The organism is Streptomyces sp. TP-A0356, assembly GCF_001417775.1.
In the GTDB taxonomy this organism is placed as follows: Bacteria; Actinomycetota; Actinomycetes; order Streptomycetales; family Streptomycetaceae; genus Streptomyces.
This window is the reverse complement of sequence record NZ_BBZJ01000025.1, coordinates 122,706-136,255: the sequence shown is the minus strand read 5'-3', so window position 1 is coordinate 136,255 and position 13,550 is coordinate 122,706. Positions and strand designations below refer to the sequence as shown.

The following is a 13,550-nucleotide window of genomic DNA, read 5'->3' as shown; positions in this document are numbered from 1 at the left end:
TGTGTGGTGTGGGGCGCCCGGGGCAGGGGCCGAGCGGCATGTCGGCAGAGGTTATCGGATGCCTGGAAGCCGGTGTTCACCGGCCGTTCATGGGCTGATCAACCCGGTCGGCATGGCCGCCGCCGCGATCATCATCGGGGATCGGAGGGGTACGCCACAAACCGCGCGCCCAGATCCACCCATTCACGACATCACGGCCCGCTTTCAGGGCACGGGCATAGGGTTCGGTCCCATGACATGGCTGATCACCGGCGGGGCCGGATACATCGGGGCACACGTGGCACGGGCGATGGGCGCGGCAGATGAGCGCGTGGTCGTCCTGGACGACCTCTCGGCCGGGGTGCCGGGCCGGCTCCCGGAGAGCATTCCGCTGGTGCGGGGCTCCGCGCTGGACGGGGACCTGCTGAAGCGGGTCCTCGCGGAGCACGCGGTGACCGGTGTGGTCCACCTGGCCGCGCGCAAGCAGGTCGGTGAGTCCGTCGCCCAGCCGACGCGCTACTACCAGGAGAACGTGGGCGGTCTTGCCACGCTGCTGGACGCGGTCGCGGAGGCGGGGATCGAGCGGTTCCTGTTCTCCTCGTCCGCGGCCGTCTACGGCAACCCCGATGTGGACCTCATCACGGAGGACACGCCCTGTGCCCCGATGAGCCCGTACGGCGAGACGAAGCTCACGGGCGAGTGGCTGGTGCGGGCGGCGGGCCGGGCGCACGGCATCGCGACCGTGTGTCTGCGCTACTTCAACGTGGCCGGCGCGGCCGGGCCCGAGCTGGCCGACACGGGCATCTTCAACATCGTGCCGATGGTCTTCGACCGGCTGACCCGTGGCGAGGCGCCGCGGATCTTCGGCGACGACTATCCGACACCGGACGGCACCTGTGTCCGCGACTACATCCACGTCGCCGACCTCGCGGACGCGCACCTCGCGGCGGTCCGGCGGCTGGCCGGGGGCGCGACGGGTGACCTCACCGTCAACATCGGCCGCGGTGAAGGCGTCTCGGTCCGTGATCTCGTCTCCCTCATCGCCGAGGTGACCGGCGACACCACGCCCGCGGTCGTCGAGCCGCGCCGCCCCGGTGACGCGCCCCGTGCCGTCGCGTCGGCCGCGCTGGCCGAGCGGGAGCTGGGCTGGCGGGCCCGGAGGGGCGTGCGCGAGATGGTGGAGTCGGCCTGGCGGGGCTGGCAGCTGCACCACCCGGAGGCGATCCACGGCTGACCGGGCGGCACGGCCGTCCGACCGACCGCCGTGCCCGGCGCTCGGAGGCGGCACGCCCCGGCGGACGGCTATGACACGCGCGTGTGACGTACAGCGGTGCGTACCGGCGGCCCTGGGCGCGCCCGGCCGTGCGGAGTGCGTCCCGGGCGGTTCCCCGTCGGTGGCAGCGGGCACGATCAGGTATCCGGCCGCTCCCGGCGTCCGCTCCGTGCGGGCCGTACGACCCGTCCGGACCGCCGGGCAGGGACATGCGGGGAGTCACGAAGTGCCGGGAGTGCCGGATTCGTACGGCAGACTTGGGCCTGGACAACCGATGCGAAGGATGGGTATGCCGATCACACCTGCCACCGCGACGCACCGTTCGTCGAACGGCACCGCCGAAGCCATCTTGCTCGAACTGGTCGACGAGAACGGCACCACGATCGGCACGGCGGAGAAGCTCGCCGCCCATCAGCCGCCGGGACAGTTGCACCGGGCGTTCTCGGTGTTCCTCTTCGACGAGCGGGGCCGGCTGCTGCTCCAGCAGCGGGCGCTGGGCAAGTACCACTCCCCCGGTGTCTGGTCGAACTCCTGCTGCGGCCACCCGTACCCGGGCGAGGCGCCGTTCGCGGCGGCGGCCCGGCGGACGTACGAGGAGCTGGGGGTCTCCCCGTCGCTGCTCGCCGAGGCGGGCACGGTCCGCTACAACCACCCGGACCCGGGCTCGGGCCTGGTGGAGCAGGAGTTCAACCACCTCTTCGTCGGTCTTGTGCAGTCCCCCGTGCGCCCGGACCCCCAGGAGGTCGGGGCGACGGTCTTCGTGACCGCCGAGGAGCTGGCCGATCGGCATGCCAAGGACACGTTCTCGTCGTGGTTCATGACGGTCCTGGACGCGGCGCGCCCGGCGATCAGAGAACTGACGGGTCCGTCCGCGGGCTGGTGACCCACAGGCCCGTCCGGCACGAGCGGCCGGGCGGACCCGCACGATCCGTGCGGCTTCCGCGCGCACGTGATCCTTTCCCGCACTCAGATGGTCCGGGCGGGCTTGAGCGGCAGGGCGGCCCAGATCACCTTTCCGCCGCTCGCCGTGTGCTCGACGTCGCACACCCCGCCCGACTCCCGGGTGATCTCGCGGACCAGGAGCAGCCCCCGGCCACCGGTGCGGCCGTGGTCGGCCTCCAGTGCGCTCGGGCGGTAGGGGTGCTCGTCCTCCACCGACACCCGCACCCACTCGGGGCCGACGGCGACCTCCACGGCGAGCAACGGCGACAGCAGCGCCGCGTGCCGGACCGCGTTGGTGACCAGCTCGGACACGATCAGCAGCAGCGCGTGCACGGTGTCGTCCGAGGCGGGCACGCCCTGGCGGCCGAGCAGGTCACGGACGGCGTGCCGCGCTTGCGGCACCGAGGCGTCCACGGCGGCGGCGGTGAACCGCCAGACGCCCTCGTACGGCAGCGGTCCCGGTGCTCTGAGGCCCTCCGGAACGTTCCCTCCGCGTTCAGGGCGCGGGCCAGACCCTCGCCCTCGGTTCTCCATCGTCCGGTCGCCACCCTCACGCTCGATTGTCACCACACGTCGAGTGTTGGGAATGCACTGGTCCGTCCCGAATGACTGAGCACAAGTCAGCTGGTATCGACGAGATCTGACCGTTGGCGCATGGCACGGTCAGTTGTGTGACCGCTCCTGTGCCCATTGCGGCGGCTTGGGAACTCTTCGGGTTGTACGGTTCGGCGCCCGGCTCGCTCCGTGGCGCCGCCGGGTCCCTTCTTGATCGTGCGTTCGAGCAGTGCCGATAGCATCCGGCGTATGGAGCCGCAGCTGCTGCACCGCGTCACCGACGGGGTCGCGACCGTCGTCATCCACCACCCCGCCAAGCGGAACGCCATGACCGCCGGCATGTGGGAGGCGCTGCCGCCGCTGCTCGACGGGCTCGCCGCCGATCCGGCGGTCCGGGCCCTGGTCCTCACCGGCGAGGGCGGTACGTTCTGCGCGGGCGCCGACATCTCCACCCTGCGGGGCTCACCGGAGAGGGCCCAGACCCTGGCCGTGCTGGCCGAGGAGGCACTGGCCGCGTTCCCGAAGCCGACCCTGGCGGCGATCCGCGGCCACTGTGTGGGCGGCGGGTCGCAGCTCGCGGCGGCCTGCGATCTGCGGTTCGCGGAGGAGGGCGCGCTGTTCGGGGTGACGCCGGCCAGACTGGGGATCGTCTATCCGGCATCCTCCACCCGTCGGCTGGTGTCGCTGGTGGGCCCCGGTACAGCCAAGCACCTGTTGTTCTCGGGGGAGTTGATCGACGTTGGCCGCGCCCTGCGGACGGGACTGCTCGACGAGGTGCTGCCCGAGGGTGAACTCGGCAAGCGCGTCGCGGAGTTCACCCGGACACTGGTCTCCCGCTCGCAGCTGACGCAGGCCGCGGCCAAGGAGTTCGCGAACGGGCGCACGGACCGGGACGCGTACTGGGCCGAGCAGGCGCGCGGCAGCGGCGACACCGCGGAGGGCGTCGCCGCGTTCCTGGAGCGCAGACAGCCCCGGTTCACCTGGACAACGTCAGGGTGAAGCGGCTCGTGGAGCGGAACTCCTCGACGAGGTGCCGTGACGATGCGGTAGGTCCCGGGACGGCGGGTCTCGGCGCCCCCGTTTCCCGCGTACCAACTAGTCGGTAACCTGCCGGTATGACGACTCCCCTGCCCGAGCGCGCCGGGCGGCGCTGCCACAACCTGATCAATCCGCTGCACTCGACGCACTACTTCTCACCCGATCTGGGACGGGAGCTGACCGCCCTGGGCGTCACCGACCAGAGGGCCGCCTACCTCGCGGTGCGGGCCGCCGCGATGGGGCCGGTGGGCGCGGGCGTGGTGACGGCGACGTTCTACAACTTCCGGCCCGAGCTGGTGGCGCGGCACGTGCCCGCCGTCTGGGAGACGGCCTCCCCGGACGTGGTGCTCGCGGCACGCGCGCGTGCCGTCGGCGCGACGCTGCGACGGCTGCTCGGTGAGGAGGTGCTCGCCTCCAAGGAGATGGCCGAGGCGGCGGAGCTCGCGCTGCGCGCCACGGAAGCGTGCACCCGGCACGCGCGCCCCCTGTACGCCGCGCACGCCGACCTCCCCGTGCCCGACGAGCCCCATCTGGCGTTGTGGCACGCGGCCACGCTGCTGCGCGAGCACCGGGGCGACGGCCATCTCACGGTGCTGCTGGGCGCGGACCTCGGCCCGGTGGAGGCGCTGGTGACACATACGGCGACCGGCAAGGGCATGGCCCCGAAGTGGACCCTCGCCACCCGCGGGTGGAGCAGGGAGGACTGGGACACGGCGGCCGGGCGGCTGCGCGATCGCGGAGTGCTCGACGCGGACGGCGAGTTGACCGAGACGGGTGTCGCGCTGCGCAGGGAGATCGAGACGGAGACCGACCGTCTCGACCGGGCTCCGTACGAGCACCTCGGCGCCCCCGGTGTCGAGCGGCTGACGGAGCTGGCGGGCGAGCTGCTGACCAGGGCCCTCGCCGCCGGCGCCTTCCCCGCGGACATGATCGGGAAGGGCTGACGCAACCGCCCCCGCCCTGTCCGACACGCCGGGACGGGGAGAGGGGAAGCCTGTGCACCCGTGCCGTCGCGCACGTGCTGCGGCGGATCGGCGGTGCCCTCGACACGGTGGCACCGATACGGGGGCACCGCTGCCGTTCCGGGCTCCGGCCCCGCTGTTCGGCGGGGCTCCGGCCGCCCCGCGGCACGGCGCCCGCCGGGCCTGAGGCGGGGCCCGTTCGCTGGGCGGCTGGGTCGGGAGAGCGCCCCGCGCCCCCGGATCGCCGCCCTGATCCCCCGTTGTCGGTGCGACCTGCCACAATTGCCGCGCAACCTCAGTGGAGAAGGCGGTACGGGATCGTGACGACACCCCTCGTAGGGTCCATCGAAGGCAGGATCGCCGAGGAGCTCGGCGTACGGGAGCGGCAGGTGAAGGCCGCGGTCGAGCTGCTGGACGGCGGTTCGACGGTGCCCTTCATCGCCCGCTACCGCAAGGAAGCGACCGAGATGCTCGACGACGCGCAGCTGCGCACGCTCGAGGAGCGGCTGCGCTATCTGCGGGAACTGGAGGAGCGGCGCTCGGCGATCCTGGAGTCGGTGCGCGAGCAGGGCAAGCTCACCGAGGAGCTGGAGGCCCAGATCCGGGGCGCCGAGACCAAGGCGCGCCTGGAGGACGTCTACCTGCCGTTCAAGCCGAAGCGGCGCACGAAGGCGCAGATCGCGCGCGAGGCCGGGCTGGAGCCGTTGGCCGAGGGCCTGCTCGGCGACCCGACGGTCGAACCGCTCGCCGCGGCCGCCGCCTTCGTCGACGCCGACAAGGGCGTAGCCGATCTGCAGGCCGCGCTCGACGGCGCGCGGGCGATCCTCACCGAGCGGTTCTCCGAGGACGCCGACCTGATCGGCGAGCTGCGCGAGCGGATGTGGGTGCGCGGGCGCCTGGCCGCCAAGGTGCGGGAGGGCAAGGAGGAGGCGGGCGCCAAGTTCGCCGACTACTTCGACTTCGCCGAGCCGTTCACCGAGCTGCCCTCGCACCGTGTCCTCGCCATGCTGCGCGGCGAGAAGGAGGAGGTCCTCGACCTCGTCCTGGAGCCGGAGGAGCCGACGGACGGACCCTCGTCGTACGAGGGGATCGTGGCGCACCGCTTCGGGATCGCCGACCGCGGCCGCCCCGCCGACAAGTGGCTGACGGACACGGTCAGGTGGGCCTGGCGGACGCGCATCCTCGTGCACCTCGGCATCGACCTGCGGCTGCGGCTGCGTACGGCCGCCGAGGACGAGGCGGTCGCGGTCTTCGCGGCGAACCTGCGGGACCTGCTGCTCGCCGCCCCGGCCGGCACGCGCGCGACGCTGGGCCTGGACCCCGGGTTCCGTACGGGCGTGAAGGTGGCCGTGGTGGACGCGACCGGCAAGGTGGTGGCCACGGACGTCATCCACCCGCACGTCCCGGCGAACAAGTGGGACGAGGCGATCGCCAAGCTCGCCCGGCTCGCGCGGCAGCACGCGGTCGAGCTGATCGCGATCGGCAACGGCACGGCGTCCCGCGAGACCGACAAGCTCGCCGGTGAACTGATCACCAGGCACCCGGAGTTGAATCTCACCAAGGTGATGGTGTCCGAGGCGGGCGCGTCGGTCTACTCGGCCTCGGCGTTCGCCTCCCAGGAGCTGCCGGACATGGACGTCTCGCTGCGTGGCGCGGTCTCCATCGCCCGACGCCTGCAGGACCCGCTCGCCGAGCTGGTGAAGATCGACCCGAAGTCCATCGGCGTCGGCCAGTACCAGCACGACCTGTCCGAGGTGAAGCTGTCGCGCTCGCTGGACGCGGTGGTCGAGGACTGTGTGAACGGCGTGGGCGTGGACGTCAACACGGCGTCGGCTCCGCTGCTCGCCCGCGTCTCCGGCATCTCCTCCGGACTCGCGGAGAACATCGTGTCGCACCGCGACGCCAACGGCCCGTTCAGTTCGCGCTCGCAGCTGAAGAACGTGGCGCGGCTCGGACCCAAGGCATACGAGCAGTGCGCGGGCTTCCTGCGGATCCGGGGCGGTGACGATCCGCTGGACGCCTCCAGCGTGCACCCGGAGGCGTATCCGGTGGTCCGGCGCATGGTGAAGACCGCGGGCCGGGAAGTGGCCTCGTTGATCGGCAACACGGCGGTGCTGCGGTCGCTGAAGCCGGCCGAGTTCGTGGACGAGACGTTCGGTCTGCCGACCGTGACCGACATCCTGAAGGAGCTGGAGAAGCCGGGGCGCGACCCCCGGCCCGCGTTCAAGACGGCCACCTTCAAGGAGGGCGTCGAGAAGATCTCCGACCTGTCGTCCGGGATGATCCTGGAAGGTGTCGTCACGAACGTCGCCGCCTTCGGTGCCTTCGTGGACGTCGGCGTCCACCAGGACGGACTCGTGCACGTCTCGGCGATGTCGAAGACCTTCGTCAAGGACCCGCGGGACGTGGTGAAGCCGGGCGACATCGTCAAGGTGAAGGTGCTGGACGTCGACATCCCGCGCAAGCGCATCTCGCTGACGCTGCGGCTGGAGGACGAGGCCGCTCAGCAGGGTCCCCAGGGCGGGGGCGGCGGGCGCCAGCAGCGTGGTGGGCGTCCCCCGCAGCAGCGCCAGGGCCGCGGTGGTGACCGCGGCTCGCGGCAGGCTCCTCCCCCGGCCAACAGCGCGATGGCCGACGCCCTGCGCCGCGCGGGTCTGCTCGACCCGAAGCCCGGCCGCCGCTGACACATCCGGGTCGGGCCCTCCGCGCGAAAGGGAGGGCCCGGCCCTAGTGCTGTGGCCGGAAAGGTTTGCCGGGAAGCTCGCGGCGTCCGGTGCGGTGCATCGCAAGGCGGAGCGTCGCCCGCGTACTGGATGTACTCGGGCGATGCGACAACGCGGCGAGGTGCCGTGCCGGGCGTCGCGCGCCGGTGAACCTTTCCGGTCGCAGCACTAGCGCTCCGTCACCTTGCCGTCCGACACCTCCAGTCGGCGTGTCACCCGTACCGCGTCCAGCATCCGGCGGTCGTGGGTGACCAGGAGCAGTGTGCCCTCGTAGCTGTCGAGGGCCGATTCCAGCTGCTCGATGGCCGGCAGGTCGAGGTGGTTGGTCGGCTCGTCCAGGACCAGCAGGTTCACGCCCCTGCCCTGGAGCAGCGCCAGGGCGGCCCGGGTGCGCTCGCCCGGGGAGAGGGTCCCCGCCGTGCGCAGGACGTGGTCCGCCTTCAGGCCGAACTTGGCGAGCAGTGTGCGGATGTCGGCCGGTTCCAGGTCCGGGACCGCCGCGCTGAACGCGTCCAGCAGGGGCTGGGATCCGTGGAAGAGCCCGCGGGCCTGGTCGACCTCGCCGACCAGGACGCCCGAGCCCAGGGTGGCATGGCCCGCGTCCAGGGGGACACGGCCCAGCAACGCGCCGAGCAGCGTCGACTTGCCGGCGCCGTTCGCGCCCGTCACCGCCACCCGGTCCGCCCAGTCGATCTGCAGGGAGACCGGGCCGAAGGTGAAGTCGCCGCGCCGTACCTCCGCGTCCCGGAGCGTGGCGACCACCGCGCCCGAGCGCGGGGCCGCCGCGATCTCCATGCGCAGCTCCCACTCCTTGCGGGGCTCCTCGACGACCTCCAGGCGCTCGATCATGCGCTGGGTCTGGCGGGCCTTGGCGGCCTGCTTCTCGCTGGCCTCGCTGCGGAACTTGCGGCCGATCTTGTCGTTGTCGTTGCCCGCCTTGCGCCGCGCGTTCTTGACGCCCTTGTCCATCCAGGCGCGTTGCATCTGCGCCCGTCCCTGGAGGGCGGCCTTCTTGTCGGCGTACTCCTCGTACTCGTCGCGGGCGTGCCGCCGGTCCCTCTCGCGCTCCTCCAGGTAGGCCTCGTATCCGCCGCCGTAGAGGTTGATCTGCCGCTGCGCCAGGTCGAGTTCGAGGACCTTGGTGACCGTGCGGGTGAGGAACTCGCGGTCGTGGCTGACGACCACCGTCCCGGCTCGCAGCCCGCTCACGAAGCGCTCCAGCCGCTCCAGGCCGTCCAGGTCCAGGTCGTTCGTCGGCTCGTCGAGCAGGAAGACGTCGTAGCGGGACAGCAGCAGTGAAGCGAGGCCCGCGCGGGCCGCCTGGCCTCCGGACAGGGACGTCATCGGCTGGTCGAGGCCGACACCGAGGCCGAGGGAGTCGGCGACCTCCTCGGCGCGCTCGTCGAGGTCCGCGCCGCCGAGGCCGAGCCAGCGCTCCAGGCTCGCCGCGTACGCGTCGTCGGCACCGGGCGTACCGTCGACGAGTCCCTGCGTGGCCTCGTCCATCACCCGCTGGGCCTCGGCCACGCCCGTGCGGCGCGCCAGGAACTCGCGCACCGTCTCGCCCGGCCGCCGGTCCGGCTCCTGCGGCAGATGGCCGACGGTCGCGGTCGGCGGGGACAGGCGCAGCTCGCCCTGCTCCGGAGCGAGCAATCCGGCGAGCATCCTCAGCAGGGTGGACTTGCCGGCTCCGTTGGCACCGACGAGCCCGATCACGTCACCAGGCGCGAGGACGAGGTCAAGCCCGGAGAAGAGGGACCGGTCGCCGTGCCCGGCGGCGAGGTTCTTGGCGACGAGGGTGGCAGTCATCAGACCGCCGATCCTAACCAGCCCACCCCCACCGGCCCAACGTGCGAGGGCACCGGCTGCCCGGCGGACACCGGCCGGACCCTCCCGGGGCCCGGGTCACCCGTTCAGCGCGCGACCGCCGCCACCAGCACGCTCCCCGAGGTCCTGGCCACCACGTAGGACTCCCCCTTCGCCGTCCCGGCGCCGAGGGCGATGCGATGACGGCCCGGTTCGAGGACGCCGTCGAAGGCCTCGTGGGTGTGGACGCGGTGCAGACGGTCCCTGCGGTACGTGGTGACGCGGACCCGGCACATGGAGGTGACCTCGATCTCCGCCGCGCCCTCGGCGGCTGCCAGGTGGGTGAGCCGGCGCCGCTCCACCGGATCGCGCTCCAGGGCGTGTTCGATCTGCGCGACGAGGAGGGGGACGATCGGGGCGAGGCCGTCGACGTACGCCGCCTCGGCCCCGGCCCGCTCGAACGATCCTCGTACGGCGGCACGTTCCCGCTCGCCGACCGCCTGCCCGAAGGCCACCGCGCCGTAGGTGCGCAGCTCGTCCGCGGACACGTCGGTGACCTCGTGGGCGATGTCCGCGCCGATGCCCATGCCGCGCAGTGCGGCGGCGAGCCGCGCGAGGACGGCGACGCGCGGGCCGATCAGCAGGACCCGGCGCCGCTCGGCGGAGCCGCCGTCGAGCAGCGTGCCCAGTGCGCGGCGGTACTCGTCACCGCGGAACCGGAACGGCCCTATCCCGTGGTAGCCGTTCAGCTCCAGATCCACCCGTTCCTCGGTCTGCCAGGCGAAGTCCCGCCAGACGTAGTCCTCACCGTCCCGCTCGATGACCGCGGTGACGGCTCCGCATGCCAGGTCCTCGCACTCGGGGCAGCCGTAGATGACATGGCGGCCGCCCTCCAGCGGGGCGTCGGCCTCCAGCAGGAGGCCACGCACCTGGGCGGTGAAGATCGCGGGCGGTACGTCGGAGGCGAGCGGCGAGACGGCGTCCAGGTCGGAGAGCCGGAACAGCAGCGGGCGGCCGTCGACGAGGAAGTCCACGAAGTCCCGGTGCACCTGGTAGTCGCCGTTGGCGAGGACGCCGCCGGCACGCATCGCCGGTGCCAGATCGAAGGTCGCGTACTCGGCAGACATGCTGCGAGTATCCCCACACTGGGAGTGATGTGAGCACGGCAGCGCACATTCCGCTAGCGTCCCGGCGTGAAGCGAGATCAGAGCGGTGATGTGATCGTGGTGGGCGGCGGCGTCATCGGGCTGACGACGGCGATCGTCCTCGCGGAGAGCGGCCATCGGGTGCGGGTGTGGACGCGGGAGCCCGCCGAGCGGACCACCTCGCAGGTCGCGGGCGCACTGTGGTGGCCGTACCGAATAGCGCCCGAGCCCCTGGTGGGCACCTGGGCCCTCGAGTCGCTCGTCGTGTACGAGGAGCTGGCGGCACGGCCCGAGGAGACGGGCGTACGCCTGGTCGAGGGTGTACACGGCGAGACGCCGCTGGACGGGCTGGGGCCGTGGGCCGCCGACGTCAAGGGCCTTCGGGTGGCGACGGACGCCGAGTACGCCGGGACCGGTCTGTGGGCGCGGCTCCCCCTCATCGACATGTCGACTCATCTGCCCTGGCTGCGCGGACGGTTGCTGCGGGCCGGCGGGCGGGTCGAGGAACGGACGGTGGTGGATCTGGCGGAGCCGGCCGCCGAGGCGCCCGTGGTGGTCAACTGCACGGGCCTGGGCGCTCGTGAACTCGTTCCGGACCCGCTGGTGCGACCGGTGCGCGGGCAGCTCGTGGTGGTGGAGAACCCCGGCATCACCACCTGGCTGACATCGGTGGACCACTCGGCCGAGGCGAGCACGTACTTCTTCCCGCAGCCCGGTGGGCTGATCCTGGGCGGTACCGCCGAAGAGGACTGCTGGTCGCCGACGCCCGATCCGCGCACGGCCGAGGAGATCGTGGCACGGTGTGCGGCGCTGCGGCCGGAGATCGCGGGGGCTCGGATCCTCGGGCACCGGGTGGGGCTGCGGCCGGCCCGGGAGGCCGTCCGGCTCGAACGGGCGCCGCTGCCCGGCGGCGTGGTGGTCGTGCACAACTACGGGCACGGCGGGGCGGGCGTCACGGTGGCATGGGGATGTGCGCGCGAGGCGGCCGGGCTGGCGCGCCCGGCCGCCTGAGAGCTCCGAACAGAATGGGAGTCCGGCTGCCATTCTGTTCGGAGCTCTGAGGGCCCGTCAGTGTGCGGCGTCCGGCCGGGGCCGCGCCGTCACCGGCCGCCTCCCGGAACGCGTCGGACGGTGTGCGGGGTCCGCACGCCGTCCGGCCTGGCGTCCGCGGAGGCGGCGGAGGCGGAGGCGGCGCCGGAGGTGGCGCATGCGAAGGCGGCTGCCCCACCGACGAACGGCAGCCGGGCCGCCGTACGGGACAGGTCCACGGTCAGCGTGGGGGTGCCGGCCGGAGGGTCGATGAGGTCCTTGTCGGTACCCGCGACGATCAGCGCGAGCCGATGGCCCTTGGGGACGACGTGGTCGGTGGCGGCCAGGTCGAGCGTGATCGTGTAGGCCGTGCCCGGGGTGAGCGGGACGCCCTTCCGGTCCGAGGCGTAGTGCCCGAGGTCGGCCCAGCCGCGGCTGAAGACCGTGGACGCGACATCGGTCCTCTTCGCCTGGGTGACCTTGAAGCAGGCGCTGTCGCCGGTCGTGCTCGCGCCCCAGCAGGTGCGGTCGGTGAGCGTGGTGATGCCCTCGCCGGAGTCGGCGTAGTCGCGGATGGTGTCGGGGCCAAGGTCGGCCAGGACGGCGGAGAGGTGGGCCGTGGAGGTGGTCGGCGTGACGGTGACGGTCACCGTGGAGGAGCCGGACACCCTCAGGTCCTTCGTCAGCGGCCGTGTGATGAACCCGGCCTTGCTCGTGGTGGACTCGTCGATGTGCGCGGCCCAGTCGGTCTCGCTCAGCTTGGGGTCGTCGGTGAAGGTCTCGGTGCCGATGCCCGCGCGCAGCCCGAGTGTGCCCACGCCGGCCCGGGGGCCCTGGCCCGGACGAAGCGTCGTCGTGGCCGTGGGCCGGGGCGGCCAGACCGTGGAGGTGACCCACTGGTCGGGGTGGCGCTCGATGTCGGCCATCGGCTCGCGGTCGACGCCGTTGTCGTAGCCGAGGAGTTCGTGGTCGAACCAGCGGTGCAGGGTGTCCACCCACGCCGCGCGCCGGAAGTCGAAGGGGTCGACGTGCCCGGTCTGCGAGAGCCAGATCTTGCGCTTGACGCCGTGCTTGGCCAGCGCGTTCCACCACTGGCCGAAGTGCTTGGTGCGCACGTTGAGGTCCTGCATGCCGTGCACGAGGAAGACGCTCGCCCGGACCTTGCCCGCGTCCTTCACGTAGTCGCGTTCGGTCCACAGCGATGTCCGGTCGCCGGTGCGCGGCGCCCCGTCGACGAGCTTCTTCTGTACAGCGGCGCACCTGGCACGGGCGTCGGCGCTGTCGACGTAGTTCGAGAGCCAGTCGGGCCCGGAGTCGTAGAGCGGGGCTCCCTTGGCGAAGTAGTAGTCGTACCAGGAGGAGATGGCGCTGATCGGCACGACGGTCTTCAGGCCCTTGACACCGGTGGCGGCGACGCCGTTGGCGATGGTGCCGTCCCAGCTCTTGCCGATCATGCCGGTGCTGCCGTTGGTCCAGGTCGCGCGGGCGAGGGTGGTGCCGGTGCGGGTGGTGTATCCCTTGGCTCGTCCGTTCAGCCAGTCGACCACCGCTGTGGCCGACTGGATGTCGGAGCGGCCGCCGACGTCCACGCAACCGTCGGAGCGATTGGTTCCGGCCAGGTCGACGCCGACGAATGCGTAGCCGCGCGGCACGAAGTAGTTGTCGTAGAAGAGCGGCATCTGGACGACGTGGCCCGTGGCGTCGTACGTCTTCTTCTGGCTTTCGTTGCCGCGCCCGCAGCAGGAGTAGTACGGGCTGGCATCCATGATCACGGGGATCTTGCGGCCCTGCGCGGCGGGTTCGCGCGGTCGGACGATGTCGACGGCGACGCGGTCGGTCTTCCCGTCGCCGTCGCCGTCCAGGCCGGTGTCCACCCACACGGATTCGCGAATGGCGTTCTCGTACGAGTAGATGGGCCGGCTCTCCCTCGGTACCGCGTGGGCGGCCGCCGGGGTGAGGAACGCGGCCAGCAGGGCGGCGGTGGCCGCCGTCGCGAGCGATCTCCAGGTGAAGGGCGTGCGTCTTGGCATGCGCGGGACGGTACAGGGGTCAACTCCCGTACAGAAGAGGGCAGCTGACACAGACGCGGGGCGAACGG

10 protein-coding genes are annotated in these 13,550 nt (G+C 72.3%); 6 read left to right on the top strand and 4 right to left on the bottom strand.

The window, feature by feature from the left end; all coding sequences use genetic code 11:
• The first annotated feature begins 232 nt into the window (after nt 1–232).
• On the top strand, nt 233–1,213 hold the full coding sequence (gene galE / locus ASC56_RS26950; RefSeq protein WP_055494154.1) for a UDP-glucose 4-epimerase GalE: 981 nt from the start codon (nt 233–235) through the stop codon (nt 1,211–1,213).
• A 328-nt stretch (nt 1,214–1,541) separates the two neighbouring features.
• Nucleotides 1,542–2,135, top strand: coding sequence for an isopentenyl-diphosphate Delta-isomerase (idi, locus tag ASC56_RS26945; protein WP_055494153.1), 594 nt, complete (start codon nt 1,542–1,544; stop codon nt 2,133–2,135).
• Between the two features lie 83 nt (nt 2,136–2,218).
• Here idi and ASC56_RS26940 read toward each other — a convergent pair whose 3' ends face one another.
• On the bottom strand, nt 2,219–2,728 hold the full coding sequence (locus ASC56_RS26940) for an ATP-binding protein (RefSeq protein WP_079102733.1): 510 nt from the start codon (nt 2,726–2,728) through the stop codon (nt 2,219–2,221).
• Nucleotides 2,729–2,998: 270 nt separating this feature from the next.
• Here ASC56_RS26940 and ASC56_RS26935 point away from each other — a divergent pair, with 270 nt between their 5' ends.
• The 3 genes from ASC56_RS26935 to ASC56_RS26925 all read left to right on the top strand — a co-directional run bounded on the left by ASC56_RS26935 (nt 2,999) and on the right by ASC56_RS26925 (nt 7,433).
• On the top strand, nt 2,999–3,748 hold the full coding sequence (locus ASC56_RS26935; protein WP_055494151.1) for an enoyl-CoA hydratase/isomerase family protein: 750 nt from the start codon (nt 2,999–3,001) through the stop codon (nt 3,746–3,748).
• Nucleotides 3,749–3,864: 116 nt separating this feature from the next.
• A complete protein-coding gene (locus ASC56_RS26930; RefSeq protein ID WP_055494150.1) occupies nt 3,865–4,731 on the top strand; it encodes a hypothetical protein in 867 nt (288 codons plus the stop codon).
• 338 nt (nt 4,732–5,069) lie between these two features.
• Nucleotides 5,070–7,433, top strand: coding sequence for a Tex family protein (locus ASC56_RS26925; protein WP_055494149.1), 2,364 nt, complete (start codon nt 5,070–5,072; stop codon nt 7,431–7,433).
• 207 nt (nt 7,434–7,640) lie between these two features.
• Here ASC56_RS26925 and ASC56_RS26920 read toward each other — a convergent pair whose 3' ends face one another.
• Nucleotides 7,641–9,281 (bottom strand): ABC-F family ATP-binding cassette domain-containing protein, encoded by a 1,641-nt coding sequence (locus ASC56_RS26920; RefSeq protein WP_055494148.1) that lies wholly within the window; start codon nt 9,279–9,281, stop codon nt 7,641–7,643.
• Nucleotides 9,282–9,385: 104 nt separating this feature from the next.
• Nucleotides 9,386–10,405, bottom strand: a complete 1,020-nt coding sequence (locus ASC56_RS26915; RefSeq protein ID WP_055494147.1) for a hypothetical protein — start codon at nt 10,403–10,405, stop codon at nt 9,386–9,388.
• A 90-nt stretch (nt 10,406–10,495) separates the two neighbouring features.
• On the opposite strand from ASC56_RS26915, the gene ASC56_RS26910 reads away from it, so the two are divergent.
• Nucleotides 10,496–11,434, top strand: coding sequence for an FAD-dependent oxidoreductase (locus tag ASC56_RS26910; RefSeq protein ID WP_055494146.1), 939 nt, complete (start codon nt 10,496–10,498; stop codon nt 11,432–11,434).
• Between the two features lie 89 nt (nt 11,435–11,523).
• Here the strand turns inward: ASC56_RS26910 and ASC56_RS26905 are convergent, their stop codons facing one another.
• Nucleotides 11,524–13,482 (bottom strand): Xaa-Pro dipeptidyl-peptidase, encoded by a 1,959-nt coding sequence (locus tag ASC56_RS26905; protein WP_055494145.1) that lies wholly within the window; start codon nt 13,480–13,482, stop codon nt 11,524–11,526.
• Between the last annotated feature and the right edge of the window lie 68 nt (nt 13,483–13,550).